This window comes from Brevibacterium sp. GP-SGM9 (assembly GCF_047300845.1).
Taxonomy (GTDB): Bacteria; Actinomycetota; Actinomycetes; order Actinomycetales; family Brevibacteriaceae; genus Brevibacterium.
The window spans coordinates 2,858,484-2,883,629 of sequence record NZ_CP178563.1; the positions used below are offsets into that span (position 1 = coordinate 2,858,484).

At 66.2% G+C, this 25,146-nt stretch carries 26 protein-coding genes; 13 read left to right on the forward strand and 13 right to left on the reverse strand.

Going from position 1 to position 25,146, the window contains the following annotated elements:
- Positions 1-26: 26 nt before the first annotated feature.
- Genes pheA through ACH82I_RS12905 form a run of 3 tightly spaced genes read right to left on the reverse strand, consistent with a single transcriptional unit; the run spans position 27 to position 2,600 of the window.
- Positions 27-965: a prephenate dehydratase gene (gene pheA / locus ACH82I_RS12895; RefSeq protein WP_413333136.1), complete on the reverse strand. Its 939-nt coding sequence runs from the start codon at positions 963-965 to the stop codon at positions 27-29.
- Positions 962-1,714, reverse strand: coding sequence for a glycosyltransferase (locus ACH82I_RS12900; RefSeq protein ID WP_413333138.1), 753 nt, complete (start codon positions 1,712-1,714; stop codon positions 962-964). Before ACH82I_RS12900 ends, pheA begins: the two co-directional genes overlap by 4 nt.
- A gap of 7 nt (positions 1,715-1,721) precedes the next feature.
- Positions 1,722-2,600 (reverse strand): DUF5926 family protein, encoded by an 879-nt coding sequence (locus ACH82I_RS12905; protein WP_413333139.1) that lies wholly within the window; start codon positions 2,598-2,600, stop codon positions 1,722-1,724.
- Positions 2,601-2,675: 75 nt separating this feature from the next.
- Here ACH82I_RS12905 and ACH82I_RS12910 point away from each other — a divergent pair, with 75 nt between their 5' ends.
- Entirely contained in the window at positions 2,676-3,494 is an 819-nt protein-coding gene (locus ACH82I_RS12910; RefSeq protein WP_413333141.1) for a DUF1707 SHOCT-like domain-containing protein, read from the forward strand.
- 1 nt (position 3,495) lies between these two features.
- On the forward strand, positions 3,496-4,323 hold the full coding sequence (locus tag ACH82I_RS12915) for a DUF1707 SHOCT-like domain-containing protein (RefSeq protein ID WP_413333143.1): 828 nt from the start codon (positions 3,496-3,498) through the stop codon (positions 4,321-4,323).
- A 42-nt stretch (positions 4,324-4,365) separates the two neighbouring features.
- On the opposite strand, the gene ACH82I_RS12920 is transcribed toward ACH82I_RS12915, so the two are convergent.
- The gene (locus tag ACH82I_RS12920; protein ID WP_413333144.1) at positions 4,366-5,280 is read right to left on the reverse strand and encodes a GTP pyrophosphokinase family protein; all 915 of its coding nucleotides are present in this window, start codon (positions 5,278-5,280) and stop codon (positions 4,366-4,368) included.
- Positions 5,281-5,453: 173 nt separating this feature from the next.
- The gene (locus ACH82I_RS12925; RefSeq protein ID WP_413333146.1) at positions 5,454-6,245 is read right to left on the reverse strand and encodes an exodeoxyribonuclease III; all 792 of its coding nucleotides are present in this window, start codon (positions 6,243-6,245) and stop codon (positions 5,454-5,456) included.
- Positions 6,246-6,360: 115 nt separating this feature from the next.
- Here ACH82I_RS12925 and ACH82I_RS12930 point away from each other — a divergent pair, with 115 nt between their 5' ends.
- Together ACH82I_RS12930 and ACH82I_RS12935 are read left to right on the forward strand one after the other, a co-directional pair.
- Positions 6,361-7,185: a thioesterase family protein gene (locus ACH82I_RS12930; RefSeq protein WP_413333148.1), complete on the forward strand. Its 825-nt coding sequence runs from the start codon at positions 6,361-6,363 to the stop codon at positions 7,183-7,185.
- Complete coding sequence (locus tag ACH82I_RS12935) at positions 7,182-7,955, forward strand: SDR family NAD(P)-dependent oxidoreductase (protein ID WP_413333150.1); 774 nt, start codon at positions 7,182-7,184, stop codon at positions 7,953-7,955. The genes ACH82I_RS12930 and ACH82I_RS12935 overlap by 4 nt, the downstream gene beginning before the upstream one ends.
- A 311-nt stretch (positions 7,956-8,266) precedes the next feature.
- On the opposite strand, the gene ACH82I_RS12940 is transcribed toward ACH82I_RS12935, so the two are convergent.
- Genes ACH82I_RS12940 through ACH82I_RS12960 form a run of 5 tightly spaced genes read right to left on the reverse strand, consistent with a single transcriptional unit; the run spans position 8,267 to position 10,475 of the window.
- The gene (locus tag ACH82I_RS12940; protein WP_230746152.1) at positions 8,267-8,860 is read right to left on the reverse strand and encodes an alkaline shock response membrane anchor protein AmaP; all 594 of its coding nucleotides are present in this window, start codon (positions 8,858-8,860) and stop codon (positions 8,267-8,269) included.
- Complete coding sequence (locus ACH82I_RS12945; protein ID WP_413333152.1) at positions 8,857-9,426, reverse strand: DUF6286 domain-containing protein; 570 nt, start codon at positions 9,424-9,426, stop codon at positions 8,857-8,859. Before ACH82I_RS12945 ends, ACH82I_RS12940 begins: the two co-directional genes overlap by 4 nt.
- Entirely contained in the window at positions 9,423-9,788 is a 366-nt protein-coding gene (locus ACH82I_RS12950; RefSeq protein WP_230746148.1) for an Asp23/Gls24 family envelope stress response protein, read from the reverse strand. The genes ACH82I_RS12945 and ACH82I_RS12950 overlap by 4 nt, the downstream gene beginning before the upstream one ends.
- Positions 9,789-9,792: 4 nt before the next feature.
- Positions 9,793-9,975: a hypothetical protein gene (locus ACH82I_RS12955; RefSeq protein ID WP_230746145.1), complete on the reverse strand. Its 183-nt coding sequence runs from the start codon at positions 9,973-9,975 to the stop codon at positions 9,793-9,795.
- A 38-nt stretch (positions 9,976-10,013) separates the two neighbouring features.
- A complete protein-coding gene (locus ACH82I_RS12960; protein ID WP_413333154.1) occupies positions 10,014-10,475 on the reverse strand; it encodes an Asp23/Gls24 family envelope stress response protein in 462 nt (153 codons plus the stop codon).
- A gap of 177 nt (positions 10,476-10,652) precedes the next feature.
- On the opposite strand from ACH82I_RS12960, the gene ACH82I_RS12965 reads away from it, so the two are divergent.
- The 3 genes from ACH82I_RS12965 to ACH82I_RS12975 are packed head-to-tail and all read left to right on the forward strand — an operon-like array spanning position 10,653 to position 12,059.
- Complete coding sequence (locus tag ACH82I_RS12965) at positions 10,653-11,216, forward strand: RNA polymerase sigma factor (RefSeq protein ID WP_413333156.1); 564 nt, start codon at positions 10,653-10,655, stop codon at positions 11,214-11,216.
- A complete protein-coding gene (locus tag ACH82I_RS12970; protein ID WP_413333158.1) occupies positions 11,213-11,710 on the forward strand; it encodes a hypothetical protein in 498 nt (165 codons plus the stop codon). Before ACH82I_RS12965 ends, ACH82I_RS12970 begins: the two co-directional genes overlap by 4 nt.
- A complete protein-coding gene (locus ACH82I_RS12975; RefSeq protein WP_413333160.1) occupies positions 11,700-12,059 on the forward strand; it encodes a hypothetical protein in 360 nt (119 codons plus the stop codon). The genes ACH82I_RS12970 and ACH82I_RS12975 overlap by 11 nt, the downstream gene beginning before the upstream one ends.
- A gap of 163 nt (positions 12,060-12,222) precedes the next feature.
- Here ACH82I_RS12975 and ACH82I_RS12980 read toward each other — a convergent pair whose 3' ends face one another.
- On the reverse strand, positions 12,223-12,495 hold the full coding sequence (locus tag ACH82I_RS12980) for a GlsB/YeaQ/YmgE family stress response membrane protein (protein ID WP_230746139.1): 273 nt from the start codon (positions 12,493-12,495) through the stop codon (positions 12,223-12,225).
- 273 nt (positions 12,496-12,768) lie between these two features.
- On the opposite strand from ACH82I_RS12980, the gene pyrE reads away from it, so the two are divergent.
- The 4 genes from pyrE to ACH82I_RS13000 all read left to right on the forward strand — a co-directional run bounded on the left by pyrE (position 12,769) and on the right by ACH82I_RS13000 (position 16,763).
- Complete coding sequence (gene pyrE, locus ACH82I_RS12985) at positions 12,769-13,335, forward strand: orotate phosphoribosyltransferase (RefSeq protein ID WP_413333162.1); 567 nt, start codon at positions 12,769-12,771, stop codon at positions 13,333-13,335.
- Positions 13,336-13,528: 193 nt separating this feature from the next.
- Positions 13,529-14,410 carry an ABC transporter ATP-binding protein gene (locus ACH82I_RS12990; RefSeq protein WP_413333164.1) on the forward strand — a complete coding sequence of 294 codons (882 nt, stop codon included), beginning with the start codon at positions 13,529-13,531 and terminating at the stop codon, positions 14,408-14,410.
- On the forward strand, positions 14,410-16,137 hold the full coding sequence (locus ACH82I_RS12995) for a sodium ABC transporter permease (protein WP_413333166.1): 1,728 nt from the start codon (positions 14,410-14,412) through the stop codon (positions 16,135-16,137). The genes ACH82I_RS12990 and ACH82I_RS12995 overlap by 1 nt, the downstream gene beginning before the upstream one ends.
- On the forward strand, positions 16,134-16,763 hold the full coding sequence (locus ACH82I_RS13000; RefSeq protein WP_230746134.1) for a TrmH family RNA methyltransferase: 630 nt from the start codon (positions 16,134-16,136) through the stop codon (positions 16,761-16,763). Before ACH82I_RS12995 ends, ACH82I_RS13000 begins: the two co-directional genes overlap by 4 nt.
- A gap of 447 nt (positions 16,764-17,210) precedes the next feature.
- Here the strand turns inward: ACH82I_RS13000 and ACH82I_RS13005 are convergent, their stop codons facing one another.
- Positions 17,211-18,359, reverse strand: coding sequence for an acyl-CoA dehydrogenase family protein (locus tag ACH82I_RS13005; protein WP_413333168.1), 1,149 nt, complete (start codon positions 18,357-18,359; stop codon positions 17,211-17,213).
- A 38-nt stretch (positions 18,360-18,397) separates the two neighbouring features.
- On the reverse strand, positions 18,398-19,591 hold the full coding sequence (locus tag ACH82I_RS13010; RefSeq protein WP_413333170.1) for an acyl-CoA dehydrogenase family protein: 1,194 nt from the start codon (positions 19,589-19,591) through the stop codon (positions 18,398-18,400).
- Between the two features lie 2,100 nt (positions 19,592-21,691).
- Between ACH82I_RS13010 and ACH82I_RS13015 the strand changes: the two genes are divergently transcribed.
- Both ACH82I_RS13015 and ACH82I_RS13020 read left to right on the forward strand, forming a co-directional pair.
- Positions 21,692-22,441, forward strand: coding sequence for a helix-turn-helix transcriptional regulator (locus ACH82I_RS13015; protein ID WP_413336763.1), 750 nt, complete (start codon positions 21,692-21,694; stop codon positions 22,439-22,441).
- Positions 22,426-24,999: a LuxR C-terminal-related transcriptional regulator gene (locus ACH82I_RS13020; RefSeq protein ID WP_413333172.1), complete on the forward strand. Its 2,574-nt coding sequence runs from the start codon at positions 22,426-22,428 to the stop codon at positions 24,997-24,999. The genes ACH82I_RS13015 and ACH82I_RS13020 overlap by 16 nt, the downstream gene beginning before the upstream one ends.
- The last annotated feature ends 147 nt before the right edge of the window (positions 25,000-25,146 follow it).

Here is a 25,146-nt window from a genome sequence, read left to right on the forward strand (position 1 = left end):
GGGTCGCCACCGTCACCTCGGCGACCTCAGCCGCGCAGGGTCGACTCCAACCAGGCCGCCGCGGATCCGAAGGACTCGTCGGTGGTCGTCGGATCCACCGGCACCGCGGAGGCGTCCGCACTGGGGTAGCTGCCGAGGAACCACAGCTTCAGGGTCACCCGGTGGACGCCCTGCAGGGCCTCGGCCATCCGTGCCTCATGGATGTGGCCGAGCAGGTCGATCGAGAACTGGTAGAGGCCGAGCCCGTCCCCGGTCGGCCGGGATTCGATCCGCGACATGTTGATCCCGCGGCTGGAGAACTGTTCCAGGAGTTCGAGCAGGGCGCCGGCGCGGTCGGAGCGCAGGGCCGCGACCACGGTGGTCTTGTCCGCGCCGGTGGCCGCCGGGATCGGGCCCGGACGGGAGACGACGACGAAGCGGGTGACCGCGTCCTGGCGGTCGCCGATGTCATCGGCGATGACCTCGAGTCCGTAGCGTTCGGCCGCTAGTGCCGGACACACCGCGGCCACATGGTCTCCGGCGTCATTGGCCAGATCCCTCGCGGCTGCGGCCGTGGACGAGGTCGGCAGATAGACGGCATCGGGGAAGTGCTCGGACATGAAGGTCCGCACCTGGGCCTCCCCGTGGGGGTGGGATCCGAAGGAGCTCAGCGACTCTCGCGGAGTCCCCGGCTTCACGGCGAGGACGAAGCGGACGGGCACGACCACCTCGGCGATGATCTGGAGTCGGCCGTGCTCTGTCAGGGCGTCGATCGTGGCCGGGACGCCGCCTTCGACGGAGTTCTCGATCGGGACCACGGCGGCATCGCAGTCGCCCTCGAGGACGGCGGCGAGGGCCGCGGCGGCATTGCGCATCGGCTGGGTCGTCGCGGTTGAGGCCAGGCCCGTGTCGTCGAGGTACTTCAGCAGCGCCGCTTCGGTGAAGGTGGCTTCGGGTCCGAGGAAGGCGAAGCGGTTCGCGCTCACTTCCCGCCTCGCTTCGCGCGCAGACGGCGGACGAGGATGGCGCGGGCGACGTCGCGGTACTGGGCGGCGCGGTGCAGCTGCGCCTTGAGGTCCCGTCCGGTGACCCGGTGGTGGAGATCGCATTCGACCTCGGTCACGCGCAGCCCGGCGCCCACGACGTCGATGGTCATGGCCGCTTCGACGCCCCAGCCGGCGGCGAAGGGCAGGGCCGCGTCGAAGGCCTCCCGGGACAGGCAGCGCATGCCCGAGAGCGGCTGGGTGGCTTCGAAGCCGGAGAGTTCGGCGATGCCCTTCTTCGCCAGTCCCACGACGAAGCCGAAGCCGCCGCCCTTGCGCTTCTGCGCCGGCAGGATCGCGATCGTCATATCGGCCTCGCCGGCGAGCACCGGAGCGGCCAGCGGCGCGGTGTTCAGGGCGGAGTCCTCGAGGTCGCCGTCGATGAACAGCAGGGCCCGGTGCTCGGGTTCCTGACCGGGATCGGCATCGGAGATCTCCCGATTCCGGATCGCGAAGGCCCCGGTCATCATGGCCGCGGCCTTGCCTTTGTTCTTCCGGTGGGTGACCACCTCGGCGCCGGCCCGACGGGCCAGGGGACCGGTGTCATCGGAGGAGCCGTCGTCGACGACCATGACGATGTCGACGCCGGGAATCTGCTTGGCCGAGGCCACGGTCGCAGCGATCCGCGCGGATTCGTCCATCGCGGGGATGATCGCGGCGATCGCCGCGGGGGCGTGGGAGTTCTCAGGCATGGCCGCCTCAGTGGATGGTCAGCTGGCGGGCGACGATTCCCGAGCGGACCCGGCGCGCCTCGGTGCTCAGCGGCTCGCTCGTGTTCAGGGCCTCGTCGAGGCGCTTGCCGAACTCGGCGATGGGCTCTTCGACGTCGTCGACCTGGGTGCCGAATTCGAGTTCCCAGACGGGCACGATGATGCCGTGGGCACGGAAGTAGCCGAGGAAGGATCCCGGCCCGCCGAGGTCGTTGGCTTTCTCCGCCTGCAGGCGGGCCAGCGCATCGACGATCCGATCCTCGCCCTCGGGGCGGGCCCAGCGGACGTAGGTGCGCCCGGACATCTCGGTCCAGTAGGCCGAATCCACCGAGGCGAACTTCTCCGTCGGAGCGATCGACTCGTTGGCCTGCTCGAGGGCCGCGGCGACATCTGAATCGGTCTCGGCCTCGGGCAGCTTCCAGTAGTCGAAGGTCTCGAGCACGCGCACATCGAAGGGGTGGGTGACATCGAGGATGTCCTGCAGTCGGGGGCCCTCGCCGGGCTCGGTCGTCGACTCCACGGACGAGCCGGGTGCCGCCTTGGCGGCGGTGAGGATTCCGCGGGCGACGTCACGGGAGGGATCGGTCGAGGACACGGGCACCTGCATGCCGGCGAGGATCTGCCCGTCCTCACGGTGCCAGGCCTGCCAGGCGGCGGGCAGCAGGGAGGTGATGGTGACCTCGTGTCCGCCGAACTCCTCCTTGAGCTTCGCCGTCGCAGTGGCGGCGGGCACGAGCTCGCGCAGGCAGATGAGGTCGGCCTCGAACGGCAGGTCCGCGAACGGACGCGCCACGAAGGCCGTGGCCTGGGCCCTGGCCAGACGCTTGGCGATGAGATCTTCCTTGGAACGCTTCGACTTCTTTCCCATGGGATGCAAGTCTAGTCGGTACGCGCCCGGCGGGCGCATCGTGCATCGCCGCAGACCGTGTGGCATCATTTTCTGGTGACTTCCCTGCGGCCCTCTTTCGCTGAGCGCGATTCCTTCCGTTCGGCACTGTCGCAGGCGTACGCGGACGGACGCATCGACGATGCGGAGTTCGAACGGCGCTCCACCCTCGTCGAGTCCGGTGACAGCGCCGATGAACTCCGTGAGGCGCTGGCGGACCTGCCGCAGCCGGAGACCGAGTTCCCGACGACGGTGACTCGTGCCGAGGCTCTCGACCGCCAGCGGCGGGGCAGAACGTCGACGAAGGTCAGCCGCCGATCGCTCTTCTTCATCGGTGCCGGGATCCTCGGTGCCATCGGCGGGTTCAGCGACGGCCTGGGCGGCGACTCGGAGGAGCCGGCAGCCGAATCCACGCAGTCGCAGACGACCGACTATCCCACGGACGCGACCGCGATCGAGGGCGTCGTCGCCGCGGTGAAGAAGAAGGGATACCGGGACTTCCAGTTCATGAGCTTCTCCTCGGGTGACTTCACCGCGAGCGCGAGGAGTCCGAAGAACCGCAACGGACTCGATTCGATCCAGAGCTACGCCGGCGACGAGATCGAGGTGCAGCCCTCCGCGCACCTGGGCCGGAACGACACCCTGTTCACACTCGAGGGCATCGACTTCGACCTCATCCCCACGATGTGCCGCGGCGCCCTCGACAAGCTCGGGGGCAAGACCGTCACACGTGCCGAGATCACGACGTCCGGCGACGGCGAGCCGACGATCTCGGTCTACGTCGAAGGCGATGACTACGGCGTCGGTTCGGGCTCACTCGAATGGACGAAGGACGGCAGCCAGCTTCTGAGCATCGCCCGGCAGGATGAGGACTGAGATGGCGAATCGGAAGAAGTCACTGCGGCCCTCCCGCGACGAACGGGAACCGTACATCACGGCGATCAACGAGGCCCTCGCCGACGGTCGGATCGACACCGCCGAGCAGGCCGAGCGCGTCACCGCCGCCGAGGGTGCCGAGAGCTTCGACACCCTCGACGGACTCGTTGCCGACATCCCCTTCCACTGGGAGGACGAGACACTCGAGAAGGAGCAGAGGCGGCTGAGTCGTCGCCGGCTCCTCTCCGGCGCGGCAGGCGTCGTGCTCATCGGTGCGGCGTCCTATTTCGTCACCGACCGCGTGTCCGCGGGCATCTCGGGTGCCGCCGATTCATCGGCCGAGTCATCCGCCGAGTCGACGACGGACCCGGCGCAGGAACCGACTCCCGAGGGCTCCGTTCCCACGGACCTCGTGGAGGTGAGGCTGTGGCAGAAGGATACGATGCCCACGGCGATCGGAGCCGCCGCCGACGCCGGCCTCACCCGATTCGCCGCGGTCCGCGGCTCCGGGGACACGCTGTCGGTGACCGGACGGACGAAGGAAGGCACAGGGAAGGTCGTCAACTTCGCGAAGGGCAGCGCTCCCGCGGTCGATGACGACGACGCGGGCGGAACGAAATTCGCCGACGCCGAGAAGCTGCGCAAGGTCGACCTCAAGAAGCTCCACGACGAGGTGGCCTCGGACCTCGCGGAGGACGTCGCCGAGCATTCGCTCGACATCAGCTGGGATCTGGGCTCGGAAGAGTTCGTGATCGGCATCAGGGACTTCGAGCACAGCTTCCGGTGGTCGCTGGATACACTCAAGCGCCTCGAAGACGGCACCGTCTGACCCGGTGGGATCCGCCGTCGGCCCCCGGCCGGAGAATCCGCCTCAGCGTTCGTCGGCGACGGGGATGAAATAGCGGGTGGTGTTCGACTCGTCCATGCGCACCTGCAGCTTGTCCCCGGGATGCGGGAAAGCCGAGTGCTCGGGATTGTCCGGAGTCAGTCCGAGATTCTCCAGCCGGATGATCCCGTGCCGCCCCACCTCGTCGGCGGCGAGGACATAGGAATGGTTGAGCTCGCGGATCGTGACTTCGATGGCCGGATCGGCAGTCTCCTCGAGGTCATCGAGGTCCCGCGGCGGTGAGGCGTTGCCCATGCCCAGATAGGCGCCGACGTCGTCGGCGATGAAGCCGGCGACGGAGTCCGCCTCGGCGAGCAGACCGGAGAGGATGAGGGAGAGCCGTTCCTGCTGGGCGTCGGACTTCAGCGCCTGACCGGGTTTGAACAGGTGCTCCTCGGCGAGCACGCACCAGGCGTCCTGCATGATCGTGCGCAGCTGGAGTTCGACGAGGACCGAGGGTTCGGCGTCGAAGGGGACTTCGATGATGAGGTGCCGGCCGCGGTACCCGGAGGGCTTCGGTCCGGCGGAATAGTCGCGCACCTCGGCGACGGAGACGTTCGAATCGTCGTTGCGGTCGACGAGGAGGTTCCACAGGGCCGACTGCTCACGTTCGGTCCGGCACACCACGCGAGTCCCGACGACATCGATGACCTGGTTCTCCACCTCGACGGCTTCGTGGATCTCGTCATTGGCGTCGGCGAGCTTGCGTCGCAGCTTCTCCCCGGTGCGGAGTCGATCCTTGATCCGCCCGGCGCCCGGCCGAACCCGGTCGCCCGCGAGGAGCGGGGAGGTGGAGCGGGCGGACTCGACCCAGTCGTTGACCGTCTCCAGGGCGGCCCGCCATGTGGACTCACGCCGGTCGTAGGCCTCATCGACCAGTTCGCGGACAGTTGCTGACATCCTCGTCACCTTCCTCGCATCTGCTTCAACTTCACCAGAAGACGAGAGGGATGTCCATGCTTTCGGTCCGAATGGTGGTCGGGAGGAGGGCGCAGAAGCGCCGATCGGTGTCGGCGCGGCGAGCCGCGAGCGGTCTGGAGGTCGTATCTGCCGGTCGTGTCTGCAGGTCGTAACTACAGGTCGTAGTCGATGATCACGGGTGCGTGATCGGATGCGCCCTTGCCCTTACGCTCCTCACGGTCGATCGAGCCCGCCGCCGCGGTCGATGCCAGGGCCGGAGAGGCGAGCTGGAAGTCGATGCGCATCCCCTGTTTCTTCGGGAAGCGCAGCTTCTGGTAGTCCCAGAAGGTGTAGACCCCGGGGCCGGGTGTGAATTGGCGGGAGACCTCACTCAGTCCCGCGCCGAGGAGGTCCTCGAAGGCCCGACGTTCGGCATCGGAGACGTGGGTGGCACCTTCGAATTCGGCCATGTCCCACACGTCCTCGTCCAAGGGGGCGACGTTGAAATCGCCGCAGAGCACGAGCTTCCGCTCGGGGTCCTGGGTCAGCTGTGCCGAGATGTCGGCGGTCAGCGCCTTGTACCACTCGAGTTTATAGCCGTAGTGCGGGTGGTCGAGCTCGCGACCGTTGGGCACGTAGAGGGAGTACACGCGCACGCCCCCGCAGTCGGCGGACAGGGCGCGGGCCTCGACCACGGGCTCCTCGCCGAAGGAGGGGATGTCGGCGAAGCCGATCTCCGTGTCCGCCAGGCCGACCCGAGAGGCGATCGCCACTCCGTTCCACTGGCTGAAGCCGTGGAAGCTGACCTCGTAGCCGCGGGAGGTGAACAGGTCCTCCGGGAACTGCTCGTCCTTGCACTTGAGTTCCTGTATGGCCAGGACGTCGACATCGGTGCGATCCAGCCAGGCCCCGATGCGATCGTGGCGGGCGCGGATCGAGTTCACATTCCAGGTAGCGATTCTCACCCTCCCACCCTAAGCGGTGGAAGCCCCGGGCAAAAGCTCCGTCCCGGGCACATCTGAAGAAGCGGACGACCTCCCCGAGGCGCTGCGCTCAGGCCAGGGCCGTTAGTCTGAAGACATGCCTGAAGCACCCAACAATCACCTCGGCCACGACGGTGCACCCGTCCCGGACTCCTACTATGTGCGACTGGCGGAGGACCGCCTGGTCTCCACCCTGCACAGCCAGGGCGCCTGGCAGCCGGGTGAGCAGCACATGGCCCCGGCCTCCGGTCTCGTCCTCGCCGAGATCGAACGTCGACTGCCCAGCGACAAGCTGGTCTCACGGATCAGCTTCGACATCCTCGGCGTCATCCATTCCGGCGAATTCACCATCGACGTCGACGTGATCCGACCGGGTCGGACCATCGAACTCATCGAGGCGACGATGCGCCACGGGGACCGAGTGAGCATCAGCGCCCGGGTGTGGAGGCTGCAGGCCGGAGACACCACGACGGTGCAGGGAGACGAATGGCCGACGCTGCCGCCCGTGTCCGAAGTCCCGGAGATGGCGCTGGAGCAGCGGTGGGGCGGAGGGTTCATCGGCTCTCTCGAGGGGCACCAGGCCGCCGACGCCCGGCCCGGCTACGCCCGGTCCTGGGTCCGCTCCCCCTATCCGCTCGTCGACGGGGAGATCGATCCGCCGACCGCCGCCTTCGTCAAGCTCGTCGACGCCGCCAACGGACTGGCCGTGCGTGAGGATCCGCGGACGACCTTCTTCCCCAATGTCGACCTGACGATCCACTTCACCCGCGTGCCCGAACCCGAATGGGTCGGCTTCGAGACGAAGGTGGCCTTCGGTCCGACCGGCCTGGGTGAGACGACGACAGTGCTCAGCGATGTCAGCGGTCCGATCGGGACCGCCGCACAGTCGCTGACGGTACGGCTGGGCCAAGGCGCGAAATGATGCGCCCGCGCGCTCTCATCACCGGAGCCTCCTCCGGTCTCGGACGCGGGTACGCCCACAACCTCGCCGCCGACGGCTATGACCTCGTCCTCGTCGCCCGCAGCGAGGAGCGTCTGCGAGAGCTCGCGGAGAGGCTCGAGTCCGAGCATCGGATCCGCGCCGAAGTGGTCGTGGCCGACCTCTCGACCCGCACCGGAATCGACGCGGTCGTCGCCGTGATCGAAGAGAGTCGGGTCGACGTCCTCATCAACAACGCCGGCTACGGGCTCAAACACGGGCTGCTCGAATCCGCGCCCGAGGAGCTGCGAGACCAGGACACGGTCTTGGTCGGTGCGGTGAGGGAGCTGTCCCTGGCGGCGGCGAAGCAGATGCGGGGTCGTGGTCGCGGCGGCATCGTCAATGTCTCCTCGATGGCGGCCGTGACGACGATGGGTCTGTACGCGGCCGCGAAGATGTCGACACTGGTCTTCACCGAGGCGCTCGCCGGCGAGCTGCGCGGCACACCCGTGACCGTCACCGCGGTGCTGCCCGGATTCATCAAGACGGAGTTCCATCAGCGGCTCGGAGTCGAGCGCAGCGGTCCCGACTGGATCTGGCTGAGCGTCCGGCAGGTCGTCGCCGAGTCGCTGCGCGACGCCCGTCGGGGCAGAACCGTCTCGGTTCCCGGAATCACGTATTCTCTGGCCGCGCGGGTGGTGCCCTTCGTTCCGCGCCGACTGATCCGTCGGGGTTCGGCCGGCTTCGCCTTCGGGCGCCGGCGCGAAGACTGAGGTCAGCGGAGGTCCGGATTACGACAGGCGTGGGAAGTTGAGGCGTAAATCACCTGCGGCAGTGGCTCTGACCAGCGCATATCTGCGCACGAACTGTGCAGGATCGCACTCACCGGTGTGCAGAAGTGATCTGGTCAATCTTTACAAGCGGCCTCGAAGTGTGGTCAAATTGTGGTGTTCGCCCGGTGGGGATCGGGTGAACATAACGGACGTATGGGGATGCGTCCGGGTACTCGAGGGGAGTGCTGCGAGGACCCCGGGATGTCGCGATTACGCGCCCCGGGGTCTTTGTCATTCACAGAAGTTCGCGCTCACAGGGAGACGCTGCGCTGCCGGCGCTGTTTCGTGCGGGCGATCCCGACCTCGACGGCCACGGTGGCCAGCGGAGAGCCGAGCGCCTCGGCGCAGTTGCGGGTGACGCGCTGTGCGATGTCGGTGACCACCGCATCGATGTCGGCGCGTTCGTCGACATCGACGTGGAGGACGAGTTCGGGCTGTTTCGCACTGCCGCGCAGAATCGCCTCGGCGTCGACGACCTCGGGGGTGGCCTCGAGATCTTCGGCGACCGCCTCGGCGATGACGTTCGCGGTCACCGTGGTCACGCCGGTGCGGGCATCGCGCTGGAGTCGCAGCGGTTTCGCGGCGTCCTTGCGTGGGATCTGGGCGGCCAGCCAGCGCAGTCCGATGACGGCGAGGATGATGGCCGCGACCAGCGCAAGCAGCGCCGAGAACGGGAGGGCGAAGACTCCGGCCACCGGCTGCAGGTCGGACTGCGCACCGAGCCCGGGGACGACCGCCTCGGCGAGGCCGAAGCCGATCGCGAGGATGGCCAGCCCACCGAGAGTCAACAGCAGTCCGATGATGATCAGGCCGGTGCGGTTGGCACCTGCTGCCATTCGTCTCATGCCTGCCTCCTGAGTGCGTGGACCTTGACCGTCGGGGTGCGGTCGAAGGAGATGGATTCGAAGCGCTCCCGGACCGCGGCCTCGACTTCGTCACGGATCGGGGCGTTGTCCCGGACCGGGGTCGAGAACGTGACGATCGTCGACTTCGCATTCGATGCCGCGCGGACACTGGACACGCCGTCGACCGAATCCGCGGCGGCAGCCGCGAGGTTCGACAGCGCCGAGGTGGGCAGTGCCACCTCGAAGCGCCCGATGTGTTCGGCAAGCTCCGCCCGATAGTCGCTGAGGCGACGGGCGCCGGGGGAGATGCCTGCGATGACGAACACGAGTCCGAGCACTGCCAGGACCACGCCGACGCCGATGACCGCGGCCGCACCCCAGTTCAGGGTGCCGAGCGCGTCGAGTCCGGGGTAGCCTGCGTTCATGGCGGAGTCGATGGTGCCGGTGGCGACGATCGCCGCGACACCGATCCAACCGAGGGCTGTTGCCAGAAGCAGCAGCACGATCGCGAGGATGACGGCCGGAACCACGCGTGCCGGTCGGGTACGCAGAAGACGTGTGCTCATGCCAGACTCCTTGCTCCGCGGCCGCCTGCAGCGGACTCGGGTTTGAGCCACCGGACGGCGACATCGACCTGACGGACGGTGACGCCGGTGAGGTGCTCGACCTCGGTGCTCAGCCGCTCGCGCACGGTCTCGGTCGCCTCGGTGATGGAGGACGGATAGCTCAGGCCCAGCTGCACAGCCAGGGTGCAGCTGCGACCGGAGAGAGTCACGTCCACGGACGGTCGATTCTCCAGGCTCGAGTTCGCACCGATGCCGAGGAATCCGGACGTCGTGCCGCCGACTCCGGGCAGGCCCTTGAGGATCTGCGAGGCGGTCTTCTCGACGACCTTGTCCGCGATCGTCAGGGTGCCAGGTGACGACACGGCCCTACCTCCGAGTGGTCGAACGGGAGCTGAGGGCGTTGAGGTCGAGGCGACCGTCGAGCACGAGGCCGACGACCAGGCCGAGCCCGCCGCAGATCGCGACGACGAGGAACGCGAGGAATCCTCCGAAGTACGCGACGATTCCCAGCGTCAGTCCGACGAGGAGACCGATGAGTGTTTTCGACATGACAATCCTTCCGCCGAGGCGGTCAATGGGATGGTGGGTCAGTTGAGTTCGGGTGCGTCCGAGGCAGGCTGATCGTCGTCCTCTTCGGGCAGGTGGACATCGGTGACGTCGATGTTGACCTCGACGACCTGGAGTCCGGTGCCCTGCTCGACGGCGCGGATGACGTTGCGGCGGATCGCCTCGGCGACATCGACGATCGAGGTTCCGTACTCGACGACGATGGTCAGGTCGATCGCGGTCTGCTTCTCGCCCTTCTCCACGGAGACTCCGCCGGAGACGTTGGTCTGCGAGCCGGGGATGCGGTCGGTGAGGGTATCGAAGGCGCGGCGTGCGGCATTGCCCATTCCGTAGACGCCGGGGACCTCGCGAGCGGCGATGCCGGTGAGCTTGGCAACGACGTTCTCGGCGATGGTGGTGTTGCCCATATCGGTCACGAGCGGGCTGCGCACGTCATCGGCAGTGGTCGGCTGGTTCTTGGTGGTCTGCTGAGCTTCAGGCATCGTTCTTCCTTTTCGCTTGAGGGGTGCTGACATCGGTACAGACGCAGGTGCCGAGGAATCCTCACGCGGTTTCGCAGAATATTTCTGAGAACTTCGGAACGAGGGGTTCGGCGGACGCGCCCGATCCACTTCGTCTGGAGTCTGTTCACATCTCTCCTGGTGACATACGATGTGATCATGGCAAGGGAAGATGATCGATTCGACATCGTCACCCTCGTCGTGCGCGCCAGGGAAGGCGATATCGAGGCCTTCGAAGCGCTCGTCGATCGTTACGAGACGAAGCTGCTCCGGTTCGCCTGGCGCACGCTCGGTGACAAGCAGGATGCCGAGGACGTCGTCCAGGACACGCTCGTGCAGGCGTGGAAATCGCTGACTGCTCTGGCCGAACCGGCCGCTTTCGGCACCTGGATCTACCGGATGGCCTCGAATCGGTGTACGGACGTGCTGCGCCGCAGGATGGCCCGACCGGCGGAGGCGCAGGATCCCGCGGACATGGGCCATCACGCCGATGGGAACGCCTCGGTGGAGAACTCCGTCGAGGCGCGCACGGCGCTGCAGCATTTCTCGCAGGTGATCCAGACGCTTTCGTCCGAGCAGCGTGTAACCTGGGTGCTCCACCAGTTGGAAGGACTCAGCTACTCCGAGGTGGCCACTACCCTGGGAATCAGCGAGGGCAGCGTGCGCGGCCGCATCCACCGGGCCCGCGTCGCCATTGCCGAGGGGATGGAAGGATGGATATGAGCGGCCCAAACGACGGTTCCGGTGATCTGCCGGATCCCGGGGAGGTCGAGCTCGAATGGAACTCCGACTCCCATCTGCGTGGCGTCATCGATGAGTACATGGACAGCTTCGAACCCGGCCCGGACGACACGGCTGGGGTGCGCGAACGGATCCTGAAGATCGTGCGCGAGGACATCCGCCGCGGTCCCGCGACCCGACTGACCACCGAGCGCGGGAATCCCTTTGCGATCGCAGACGCCTCGGTGCGCTCGATCGTCCGCGACGCCGTCGACGCGGTCGACGGCATCCGTGCCCGCAGCGTCGAGGTGACACCGGCGGGGGAGCCGCAGGGCTCTGCCGCGGAGGTGTCCCTGACCGTGGCCATGCGTGCGGGCGTATCTTTCACTCCCACCGCCGAGGTGGTCCGCACCAAAGTGGCCGAAGCGCTGGTCTCCCAGCTGGGGATCCCAGCGACCACCATCGATATCGTCGCCGAGGATGTGTATGTTGACTGAACAGACTGCCGATGGGGACTTCGACGAGACGGCGATCTCCCAGCGTCTGACCGATTCCGTGACCGGAGTCGACGGAGTCACCGCCCTGGCTCCGAGCCTGCGCTACATCGTCGCCACCGCGACGGCGCGAGTGCTGCGACGATCCGGTGGAGTGCCGGTCGGCGTCGATGTCTCCCGGAAGGCCGGGGGAGTGCGGGTGCGTGTCGACGCCCACCTCGATGACAGCCGCCCCGTCACCGAGATCGTCGATGAGATCTTCGCCGTCATCGAGGTCGATCTCGTCGCCGGCACCGAGGAGCCTCTCGGCGAACTCGAGATCGACCTCCGCGTCGTCACCCGCGGACACTGAGCCGCCTCGGCCGCGGACACTGAGCCGCGTCTGCCGTGGACGCTGCATCGCGAACGCCGCTGAAGAGGTGCCACGACGCGAAACGGCCCCCTCCTCGGCTCGCGGTCCCGCTGTCAGGCAGGACGCGAACTTCGGAGAGGGCCGCTTCGGTGTGCGGTGAGGCTCAGGCTGCGGTCTTCTTCGATCGACCGGTGATGAGTCCCCAGATGACGAGGACGATCAGCGAACCGCCGATGGCGCACAGCCAAGTGGAGAGCGAGAAGAACTTGTCCATCTCCGCGCCGAAGACGGCGCCGCCGATCCACCCGCCGACCATCGCGCCGATGACGCCGAGGATGAGTGTGGCGATCCAGCCGCCGCCTTGCTTACCGGGCAGGATGGCCTTGGCAATGGCTCCGGCGATGAGTCCGAGGATCAGATATGCGATGAAACCCATGGTGCTCACGTCCCTTCAGTGTTCGGTAACCGGCCTTGTCGGTCGGTTCTGTTTCCAATGGTAGAGCCGTTTCTCGAACTGCGAGACGTCCGACTCTCATTCTTTATGACATTGGTACGGACGCAGCCGCGGGCGAATCCTCACGCCGTCGTTCGGTGAGCACGGACACACCGCGGCTGCAGCCGCGGGCGAAATCCTCACGCAGCCGATTCGCCAGTGACCCTGTGACACCGCTGGATGGCTCTGCGGGTGCGGCAGTTTAGACTGGGGGCCATGACCGACAGCGCAGACACTCGCCGACAACTGCTCGACCTCATCGACGAACTCGCCGTGGTTCGCGGCAAGGTGACCCTCTCATCGGGCAAGGAAGCCGATTACTATCTGGATCTGCGTCGGGTCACTCTCGACCATCGTTCGGCCCCGCTCGTCGGCGATGTGATCCTCGATCTCCTCGAGGCCGAAGGCCTGCTCGATTCGATCGACGCCGTCGGCGGACTGACGATGGGGGCCGACCCCGTCGGCACGGCGGTCATGCACCGCTCGGTCCTGCGCGACCGGCCCTTGGACTCCTTCGTCGTTCGCAAGGAGGCGAAGAAGCACGGCATGTCCCGCCGGGTCGAAGGCCCCGATGTCAGCGGCAGGCGCGTCATCGCCGTCGAGGACACCTCGACGACCGGTGGTTCCGTGCTCACCGCGGTCGAGGCGCTCAAGGAGGCCGGCGCCGAGGTGGTCGCCGTGGCCGTGGTCATGGATCGCAACACGGGTGCGAAGGAGAAGGTCGAGGCGACGGGGATCCCGTACCTCACCGCCCTGACCACGGGCGACCTCGGACTGGAATGACCGTCTCCCACCTGCGGCCGAGGCCCCGATTCCCGGTGCTCCGAAGCGCTGATCTGCCCCATCGATCATCAGCTGGGACTCGACTGGCAATTCTGTCGAAATCCGGGCGCTGGTTTGAAACAGGTTGGTCCATTCAACACGATAGATGAGACACTCCCACAGTATTGCTCCAAGTAACGGATAAGGATGACGCGTGCTCACACTGAAAGAGATTTCCCTGCGCAAGGGGAAGCGGACGTATCTGGACGAGGTGAGTTTCACCGCGAAGGCAGGACGGGTCACCGCGATCGTCGGGACCCGATCGGCGGGCCGGACCGAGCTGGTGCGTGTCATCATGGGTCTGATCTCGGCCGACGAGGGCAGCATCGAACTCGAGGACTTCGAACTCGACTTCGGTGACCGCCAGAACTTCGGCTATCTGCCCGCCGAGCGCGGCGGGTACCCGAACATGCGCGTGATCGACCAGATCGTCTATCTCGCTCGCCTGCACGGCATCACCCTCGGCGCGGCCGAACGCAATGCGCTCACCCTGCTGTCCCACCTCGAGCTCGCCGATCGCGGCTACGCCCCGCTGAAGAACCTGTCCGGCACGGAGATCGCCCGCGTCGACATCGCCGCCACTCTGGCTGCCGATCCCGACGTCGTCGTCATCGACGATGCGTTCTCCGGCCTCGACGCCCAGTCGACACGGCTCGTGATGTCGCTGCTGCGGGCTCACGCGTCCTCGGGCGTGCCCGTCGTCATCGCCACCGATGACTGGGAGGCGGCGCAGGCCTATGCCGATGACGTCGTTCTCATCAGCCAGGGCAAGGTCGCGGCCGCGGGCAGCGTCGAGAAGCTGCGCGGTGCCGCGAAGTACCGGGTCGAACTCGACAACGCCGAGGCGGCCGCCCAGGCCCTGAAGTCCCGTCGAGACGTCAGCGACGTCTCCGTCGTCGATCGCCGGGACAATGTCATCAGCTTCCGTGCCGAGGACGCGAAGTCCGCCGCGGCGACCGTCGCGACACTCGACGGTGTGAAGAGCTTCGAGAGTGTCCGTCCGACACTGGCCGAGCAGTATAAGGAGGCCCTGTAATGGCGCGCAAGGACAAGGGTTCGGAAGACGAAACCCCCGAACCGGTCGTGTCGAAGGGCACCGCCGGCGAGGGCATCGACGACCTCGGCATCCCCAGCGATGACGAGATCGAGCCCACCGAGGATGCGAAGTCAGGCGTTGACGCGAAGTCCGGCGCGGACGCCGAGTCCGACGTCGCTGACGCCGCGGACGACGGCACCGCCTCGGCGGATGAAGTCTCCGGTGCCGACGATGCTGCGGCCGTGGAGGTCAACGATCCCGGCGCCGAGGTGGCTGCGGGCGAGGACTCGGGCGATGACCTCGGTTTCGTCGAGGTTCCCGCCGAACTCGCTGAGGACACCCCTGCTCCGGAGGAGCTGCCGGAGACCGGTCTGGTCTCGGAGTTCGTCGACGTCGGCAAGCGCCAGGCCTCGTGGCTAGTGTCGAACCGGGAGAGCTCGACCGCGCTGCGCAGTCCCTATTTCCTCGTCACCGGGGCCGTGATCATCCTCGGCATCCTCGCCGCGATCATCGCCGGTCTGGTCGGGGCCTCCGACAAGACCTCGGGCACACCGAGCATGGCCATGGTCGGTGTGGGCGAGCAGGCCGCGATGTACGAACAGCAGCTCGGCGTGAAGATCACCGATGCCGAGGATGCCGAATCCGCGGAGAAGCTCGTCCGCGAGGGCAAGGTCGACGCCGCCTTCATCCAGGATCCGAGCGGTCAGGGTCAGCCGACGATCATCGCCTTGGACAAGCAGCCCGAGGCGCTGCTGGAGAAGCTCGCTCCGGAGACCAAGGCCACCCTGCTCAATGCTCCCGCGGTCGAGGACACCATCGCGACGCCGGTGCTGTGGGGAATGGTCGCCTTCTCCCTGCTGGTCATCGCCACTCTCGGCACCGCGCTGTATCAGAACCTGCGCTTGGAGAAGCGCAACCGGATCACGGAGATCATCGCGGCCACGATCCCGCCCCGCGCCTCGGCGTCAGGCAGGATCACGGGAACCATCTCCCTCGTCGTCGTCCACCTCGTCGTGGCCGCCGTCATCGCCGAGCTGGGACTCTCGCTCTCGGGCAAGACCGAGCTGGCCTTCGATATGCTGCCGGGGCTCGGTTGGTTCGCCCTCGCCCTGCTGTTCACGGCGTGGTCGGTCTTCGCGCTCCTCGTGTGGGCGTCGACTGTGGTCGGGGCGAAGGCGCGCACGACCTTCCTCGCGATCATCGGCGTGATCACCGTCGCCGGCCTCTTCGCGCCGATGTTCGTCGGTGCCACGGGCATGGTCGCGAAAGTCCTGTCGTGGGTGCCGTTCACCTCGCCGCTGGGCATCGCCGGTCGCTTCTTCGCCGGTCAGGCCGAATGGTGGGAGGGACTCGTCGCCGCCGCGATCGCCGCGGTGCTCGCCTTCATCCTCCACTCTCTGGCCGGAGGGGCCTACGTCCGTTCGGTGCTCACCGGCGGAGGCCGCAAGGGCAAGAAGGTGAAGATGAGCAAACGTGCGAAGAAGGTCGCCGCCGGTTCGGCAGCTGCGAAGAAGCCCGACTCGGCCGATGCCGAGGCCGCGGACACCAACGCGGATGACGACGACACCGACGCCACCGACACCGAGGTGAAGGCCGCGAAGGACGATGACGCGAGTGCCGCCTCGGCGAAGTCGACTGCGAAGCCGAAGAGGGACGCTGCGGCGTCCAAGGACGCTGCGGCGACTGAGGACGACGAGTCGGCGGACAATTCCGACGACAAGCCGTGACAGACGGCGCGCAGCCGCAGGTGGGGGTCGGTCCGTGGACCGGCCCCTGGCCTGTCGGTGAGCACTTCGATCCCGAGCTGCTGCGCGAGGGCGATCGGCGCAACGTCGTCGATCGCTACCGCTACTGGAAGCACGATGCGATCGTGGCCGATCTCGATACGACTCGGCATGACTTCCACGTCGGGGTCGAGAACTGGCAGCACGATCTCAACATCGGCTCCGTCGTGCGCACCGCGAACGCCTTCAACGCCGCCGCCGTGCACATCGTCGGCCGGCGTCGGTGGAACCGGCGCGGCGCGATGGTCACGGACAAGTACCAGCACATCATCCACCACCCGAGCGTCGACGACCTGCTGCAGTGGTGCGCGGAGAACGATGTGCCGCTCATCGGCATCGACAACTTTCCGGATTCCGTGCCGCTGGAGACTTATGACCTGCCGAAGAGCTGCCTTCTCCTGTTCGGCCAGGAAGGCCCGGGACTGAGCGAGGCGGCACACGAGGCGAGCACCGCGGTGCTGTCGATCGCGCAATACGGTTCGACCAGGTCGATGAACGCAGCGGCGGCTGCAGCGATCACGATGCACTCGTGGGTCCGCCGCCACGTCTACGGCCAGCCCGTCGGCTGACACTCTGGTTCCATGCGGCCGTTGCCGCACGTTGCAGCGGCCGGCCCACTGCCCCTCAGCCGACTGCGTTGCGCCTCAACCGCTCTCCCGCCCGCATTCCGCTGGTCTGCTTTGTCCCGCGTGATCCGGCGGACGATCCGTGCTGATTCTGCCACCGGAAATCGGCACAGATCGTCCGCCGGATGCTCAGGGACGCTCGGCTTGGAACGTCCACCCGCGGCAAGCAGCCGGTCAGTTCAGATCGCGTGAGATGACAGTGCAGGTCCCTTGAGACAGATAACCGCCGAGGCGGCACGATGGTGATCGTGCCGCCTCGGCGGTGGTGTGCCCCGGCACTCCCACTTCAGGGGATCGGGGCACGTGCCCGTGTGAGGCGCCTCTCGTGAGGCGTTCCGGGCGGGGCCGGGTGTACCGGGCGGGGACAGGCCCCGACAGCGGTACTCGACCTCAGCTGAGGTCGGCGGCCTGGGGTTCGATGAGTCCGCCGATCTCGGCAAGCTCGGCGGTCAGCGAATCTGCGTCGTCGAAGGTGCGAGTCATGACGGTCAGGCGCTTGGCATAGTGGCCGATGGGATATTCCATGGTCATACCGATGCCGCCGTGCATCTGGATCGACTCCTGGCTGATGTTGCGAGCCGACTGGTCGATGACGATCTTCGAGGCGATGACATCGCGGTGGCGGTCCTTCTCGGCTCCGGCCGCTTCCGAGGTCACAGCCAGACGTGAGTACAGGGCCATGCTTCGGGCGTACTCGAGTTCCGCGTAGAGGTCGGACGCGCGGTGCTGCAGCGCCTGGTTCGCGCCGATCGGGGCACCGAACTGCTCGCGGGTCTTGAGGTACTCGGCCGTCATCGTCAGTGAGGCCTCCATCGCTCCGACCGCCTCGGCGATGATCGCGGCATTGCCGGTGTCGATCACCTCGGCGAGGACCTCACTGGCATCACCGCTGGCCAATCGCTGGGCGGGAGCATTGTCGAACTTCACGCTTGCGCTGCCGAGGCCATCGGCCTGGCGGTGCGCGGCCCGGATGACGCCGGTGGCATCGGCGGCGACGAGGAACAGTCCGAGTTCCCCGTTCTCGACGGCGGTGACGATGAAGTGATCGGCGACGTCGCCGCCGAGCACGGAGTTCTTCTCGCCGGTGATCGTCACGGAGCCCTCGGCTGCGCTGGTGGCGCTCGTCTCGGGGGACTCGAGCGCGTAGCGGGAGTTCGGTTCGAGGGCCGCGAGGGCGAGGAAGGTCTGGCCTTCGCAGACTCCGGGCAGGATCTCCTGCTTCTGCTCCTCACTGCCGCCGAGCACGATCGCGTTCGCTCCGAGCACCGCGGTGGCGAGGAAGGGTTCGAGTACGAGGGAGCGGCCGAATGCCTCGGCGACGACGGCCACCTCGTTGAAGGTCATTCCGGCGCCGCCGTAGTTTTCCGGCACGGCGAGCCCGACCAGGCCCATTTCCGCGAACTGCTGCCAGTGCTCGCGGGAGATGCCCTCATCGCTGCGGAGGATCTCCTCGCGCTTGGCGGTGTCGTATTCGCTGCGCAGGTACTTGCTCAGTGTGCTGGCGAGTTCTTGCTGAATGTCGTTGAGTTCAAGATCCATTGTTGTCCTCTTCTTGAGTGTCCTGAGTTCGGGGAGCCTCAGAGGCCGAGCAGTGCCTTCGAGATGATTCCGCGCTGCACCTCGGACGAACCGCCGTAGATGGTGACCTTGCGGGTGTTGAAATAGGCGGGGAGTGCGTCCACGGCGCCGAGCGGAAGGTCGCTCAGACCCTCACCCTGGACGCGGTCGGACACGAAGTCGAGGCCCTGCGGTCCGAGGACGTCGACGAGGAGTTCGCTGATGTCCTCCTGCAGCTGTGAGCCCTTGAGCTTGAGCACCGAGGAACGCGGATCCGGCTTGTCGGAGCCTGCGGCCTGGGTCGAGAGGATCCGCAGCTGGGTCATCTCGAGCGCCGTGAGTTCGGCTTCGATCCTGGTCAGGCGGGCAGAGAAGAGCGGATCGTCGAGCAGGGTGCCTCGGGCGGTCTTCGTGACTGCCGCATAGGCCTTGGCCCGGGCCAGGTTGACCTTCGAGGAGCCGATGCGGGCAATGCCGGTGCGCTCATTGCCGAGGAGGAACTTCGCGTAGGTCCAGCCCTTGTTCTCCTCGCCGACGAGGTTCTCGGCCGGGACCTCGACATTGTCGAAGAAGACCTCGTTGACTTCGTGGCCACCGTCGATGAGCTGGATCGGGCGGACGGTGACTCCGGGGGACTTCATGTCGATGAGCAGGAACGAGATGCCGGCCTGCTTCTTCACCGTCGAGTCGGTGCGGACGAGGTTGAAGATCCAGTCGCCGTACTGTCCCAGGGTCGTCCAGGTCTTCTGACCGTTGACGATGTATTTGTCGCCGTCACGCACGGCCGTGGTCTTGAGCGAGGCGAGGTCCGAGCCTGCGTTGGGTTCGGAGAAGCCCTGCGACCACCAGATGTCGATATTGGCGGTGGCCGGCAGGAAGCGCTCCTTGATCTCCTGTGAGCCGAAGGTGGCGATGACCGGGCCGACCATCGAGACGTTGAACGGCAGCGGCTGAGGCACGCAGGCGAGCTGCATCTCTTCGAGCCAGATGTGGCGCTGCACGGGAGTCCAGTCCTGACCGCCCCACTCGACGGGCCAGTTGGGAACCGCATAGCCGTGCTGATTGAGGACGCGCTGCGATGCGACCATGTCGTCCTTGGTCAGTTCCTGGCCGGTGGCGACCTTGAAGCGGAGTTCCTCGGGGATCTCAGTGCGATAGAACTGACGCATCTGCTGCGCGAACTCGCGCTCTTCCGCATTCAGTAGGGTGTCCATGCGAACTCCTTATAGATCGTTCGGTAACTTTCTTTCAATGGTACGTGGCGGTGTCCGGGCTCACAAGTGGAAAACGGCGGAGTTCCTCGCCGAGGCGGCCCTCCGGTGGGATCGGAGGTTGATGTCACAATCGCCTAACTTTATTTCAGAGATGTATTACTGCACCTATCTCGAGTGGTAATACTGATCGAGGAATTCCATTGGTGATTCCAAGATGTGAGCTTCTCCGGATTGAACCCCGCGCCGCTGGGCTCCGCATTCCCCGCTGCAGAAGATCCCCAGGGGTACGGAAAGCTGAGTGACGTGTCAGACAGGACCACGCATATCCCCCCGGTCGAACCGTCGCGTCGGCTCTTCGGCTATGAGTCCGAGCTCTCGACGGTCGTCGACGCGATCTCAGGGCAGAGGTATCTGGGTGCACTCCTCATCGGCGCTGCGGGCATCGGGAAGACCGCGCTGGTGAATGCTTCGCTCTCTCGTCTCGACCCCGATCTTGCGGTCACCCGCCTGCGCGGCTCGGAGAACGCGCGGGTCCGGAACCTCGGAATCTTCGAAATCCTGCTGTCGCGGGAGGGCATCGACACAGACCTTCCACCCGGTCGAGCGCTGTCGGTGATCGGTGATCTGTTCGAGCGCAGAGCAGCGAGCGGGCGCTCTCTGGTCGTCGTTGACAAAGCCGATCTCGTCGACGATCATTCCCTCGCAGTGCTGGCCCAACTGACGGATGCACGCAGGATCAAACTCGTCGCCGCCGCCGAATCCGCCCGTCCGCCGGTCGATCTCATCGCCGGACTGTGGCTGTCGGGAAGCATTGTCAGGATCGATCTGGACGGTATCGACGAGGCGGATGCGGCTGCGATGATCAACAGCACCGGACTCTCGGAGACCGAGACGAGATCGGTCTCGGAGCTGACTGCACTCGCCCACGGCAATCCTCGGCTGCTCGAGAGGCTGCTGTTCGGGCGGAACCGGACCAGCGGGGTCGAAACCGCGATCGCCCGGGTCGATCAGTCCAGCCGCGAGGTCATCGAAACCGTCGCTCTCATCGAAGCGGTTCCCTATAACGTGCTCGTCGGGTTCACCACTCCGCAGACGATCGACTCCTTGGCGGAGGACGGTCTGCTCTCGATTTCGAAGGGTCGAGGGGGAACGGTGAGCATGCACGAACCTGTCACGGCTGAGAACGTCCGAGCCATGGTCCCTCCCTCTCGCAGCCTCGAGCTGCTCACCCGGTTTGATGCCGGAGCGGATCTTTCGGCACTTCACGGCAGGACGCTCTTCGGCTACGCCGCGTGGTCGATCTCCTTGGGCCGGGTGCCGACTCCCAAACAGGTTCTGGATGCCGCCGGTTGGGCAAACGCGCGGGGCAGATACCGCGAAGCCGCAGAGATCATCCGCACCAGCGGCTATCGCGGTCCCGAACTCGACCTCGAGCACGCTCGCAGCGAATGGGGAGCCGGCCGTCTCAGGCAGGCCCGGGAGATCGTCGACCCGCTTGTCTCCGAGGCGTGTCTGAATCCGGACACCTCAGTACAGGAGTATCTGTCCCGTCTCGCCTCGATGGAACTGAGGCTGATGGACCCAAGGAAGCCCGAGGATCTGCGGCTGGACTGGGTCCGGGACACGCTTTCGCTGCCGATCGACGTCGGTCGGCTCGATGCGACGCGCGCCAGGTTCGACCTCAAAGGAGGTCGTATCGCCGCTGCCTGCGCGCTGGCGGAGAGCGTCTATCTCAACCATGCGAGCTCGGTGCGCCACCGTCTGCGCGCATGTGCGTTCCTCGGCGTGGCAGAAGTGATGTCCGGGCGGATCGAACTGGGACTGAGCTATATCGCGCAGGCCCGGCTGATGTTCGGACTTCCCGGGCCCGAATCGTTCGAACGGGAAGATGCCATCCCGCAGTTCTTCGTGGCGAATTTCATCGCCGGCAACTGGGCCCAGGCGCGAACGGCAATGGATGAACTGACCTCCAGTCGGCGGCTGACCAGGCTTACGAACGCGCTCATCGACCTGCGCACCGGAAACGCGGCGAAAGCCCACGGCATCCTCGGCGAACTCAATCTCGGTGCCGACCCCTGCGACATCGTCGATATTGTGGGAATGGCCAGGTCGGCACTGTCTCTCTCCGCTGTGCTGACAGACCAGCGGACGGAGGTCGTCTCGATCGCTGTCGACGAGGAGGCCGAAGCCAGTCGGCATTCGTGGTGGGCGTCCTTCGAAGCCCGACTCTTCGATCTGCAGGCACTGGCGCAGACGTCGCCGGGGCCGGCAGCCCCGCAACTCTATGAGCTCGGGGCCTGGGCAGAAGACCACGGTGCGCACACCCTTGCCTGCCTGGCCTGGCTCGAGGCCGGTCGACTCGGGCACGAACAGGCCATCGGCAGATTGTCCGCGTCGGCCGGCAAGGTCGACGGCTCCCTCGGTCGCCTGCTGCGCGCCGTGGCACATGCCTTCAGCGCTGACGATCTGCAGGCGCTCATCACCGCGGCCCGAGAGGCGCTGATCCTCGGCGCGGTCGTGCTCTGCGCCCAGCTGTCCGGCGAGGCCCGAAAACGCGCCGTTGCTTCAGGTGATGCTGCCGCCACCAAGGAAGCCCGGATCCTGCTGGGCCGCAGCCGGCGCGTGCTCGACTTCGATGCCGACGGGAAACGGTTCCACGCGAATCTGGGCGAGCTCGAGCAGTCGATCATCACGGGCATCGTCGAGGGCCGAACGAGCGCAGAGATCGGAGAAGAGCTGCACCTGTCGACCCGAACCGTCGAATGGCACCTCGGTCGCCTCTACCGTCGTGTGCATGTGGCTAATCGGCAGGAGCTGCGAGAGGTGGTGACGGAATGGCTGAAGATCTGACCACATCATCGGGCGAGAGCATCCGAGACGGCACGACGATCTTCGGACGTATGGCGGAACTCGGACTGATCCGGGAATCTCTGCGCTGCTCGGAATGCTCCGGCATCCTCATCGAAGGTGAGATCGGCGTCGGCAAGACCCTTCTGGCGAGAACGGCCTTCGAGGACGGAAGCGACGGAATCTGGATCCGCGGGGACCGCGTGCACCAGAACACCGAGTTCGGCGTCTTCGGTCTGCTCATCGACCTCGACGGTGCCCCGTCCACACTGCTGGGACGAATCGTGTCTCGGCTCACCTCGACTCGAACCTCGCAGGCGGTCTTCGTCGACGATGCCCACCTGCTCGATTCCCGTTCGCAGGAGGTCCTGACCGACTTGGCCAGCGTCGGCTCGATCAGGCTCGTCGCGATGTCGCGGTCCAATCCCGAGAGTGGGGTCATGCCATTCTCGACTCTGGTCGAAGACCGTGTGCTCCAGCATCTCGTCCTCGGCCCTCTGCCGCGTGAGGACTATCGGTCGATGATCGAACACCGCCTCGGTCACATCGTGTCTCAAGCCGTGGTCGACATCGTCGACTTCCATTCGAAGCGCAATCCGGGAAAGCTCATCGAACTCCTCGAATACACCGCACGACGATCGCGCTTCCTCATGCGCCGAGGAGTGTGGATCCTCGACGGATACGACACCGACTACGATGCGCGTGCCCGCGACTACGCACGGATCGGTCTCGCCGACCACTCGTCGCAGGAGACGGAGGCCCTCGAGTTGGTCGTCCTCGCGGGGGAGGTGGAGCTGGCGACACTGCTCGAGGCGGGGCTCGGGGAAGCCGCGGATGCCCTCGTGGCCGCCGGTGAACTGAAGATCGACGCGCATAGACCCCATATCTATGAGGCAGTGGAGAACCACACCTCGGACACAATCAGGTACACGACCCCGACAGGTCGGAGTCGAGAGTGGTTCGACTTCATCGACTCCAGCGGAGATGCACCTGCGGAGTGGTCGCAGGTGGTCAGGGCCGAGTGGGGACTGATCTGCGGAGCGGAAGTCAGCGAGTCGAGGACCATCGACGCCGCACTGATCGCCGCTCGCCTCGGAGACTGGCATCGGGCAATGCGGCTGATCGCGGAGATCCCGACGGAGAAGATGAGTCCGCACGAGCTGCTCTCGGTCGCTCTGCTCTACTGCGGCTGCAATAAGATTCCCCTCGGACTCGACATCGTGGCCCATGCGGTTCGCACCGCATGCTGTGCTCCGCTGGTCGTCGATGCCCTCGTGGTCTGGATGAACCGCGCTTCCGCCTCCATGTCTCCGGCCCTGCGGCTTGCGGACTTCCGCACCGCTCTCAATCGCCTGCACGAGGAAGGTGACGGACACCCCGGAGGGGGAGTGGACGCAGCGTTCGGACTCGAGTTCCTCGACCGAGTCGCTGTCGTCGTAGCCGAAGAACGACCGATCACCGTGGACGTCTTCGACGGACTCACTCCCGAGAGCGGGGCCACGGGCAGCTTCCATCTGCTCGACACGATGCTGCACGCGACCGACATGCTCGATTCGGGACGCACCTTGGAAGCACTCGCGTTCCTCGAATCAGCTCAAGCCGATTTCAGCAACGAAAGCACAGGGTCACTTCACCTGGCCATGCTGCAGGGGCGCACACTTCTGCAGCTGGGACGAATCGCTGAGGCGAGAGAGCTGATGACGGCACTGTCGACGCATGACATCGCGTACCTGTCAGCCCGGTCCGGGCCGATCGACCTGCTGTGGGCGCAGACTCACCTGTTCGAGGGCAATCTGCCGGGGGCGATGAAGGCGCTTCGCGCCGCGATAGAATCGCTCACCTATTGGAACTTGGGCACGCAGCTGGCCATCGCGTTGGCGGAGGCCGAATACGCGGTCTCTCGTGTCGGATCCGCTGCTGACGCCGACGAGCTGCACGCCCGCTTCGACGAGCTACCCGTCACAGCCCTCTACCACGAATATCGTCGAGCCCTCGTGCTGAGAACCACGGCACGAGCGATACGAACAGGGGAGACCCGGTACGAGCACGAGCTGCGCCGGATGCTGAAAGAAGCCGAAGCCGATGGGGCAGCGGCGATCGTCGTGCTCATCCGACTGCACCTCTTTCTGCACTTCGATGAGATCGCGCCTGAGGCGATGTGTGAAGCGGCCGCGCACGGAACCGGTCGCGAGTTCGACATCGTCGGCCGCCTCGGCGCTGCATTGCGTGATCATGATCGTGCAGTCTTGACGTCTCTTGCGGGCGAATACGGAGCGTCGATGCCCGACCTGGCGGGTAAGTGCATCGCTCTGGCCGCGCGATTCGGAGCCGGCCACAGCAGCGGACCGGGCAGGCAGAACATAGGACTGACCGCACGGGAGAAGCAGATCAGCGCGCTCATCGTCGCGGGCCGATCGAACGCGGAGATCGCGTCGGAGCTGGGGTTGCGGGTACGCACGGTCGAAGGCCATACCTACCGACTGTTCCGCAAGCTCGGCGTCGAACGCAGAGAACAGGTCGCCGCGGCGATGCGGGACACCGAAGGACGAATGCGCGCCTGAGGCCGAACCGAGTACCCGCAGTTGCGGGGTTTCGTGCACAGATGAGTACGTACTGCACGGCTCCAGTGGTGACCGAGTGGTGACTGAGTAGTGACCTCAAGGGGACTCCCGTGTCGGCCACCTGGTTCCGGACGGCTCCCGACAAGC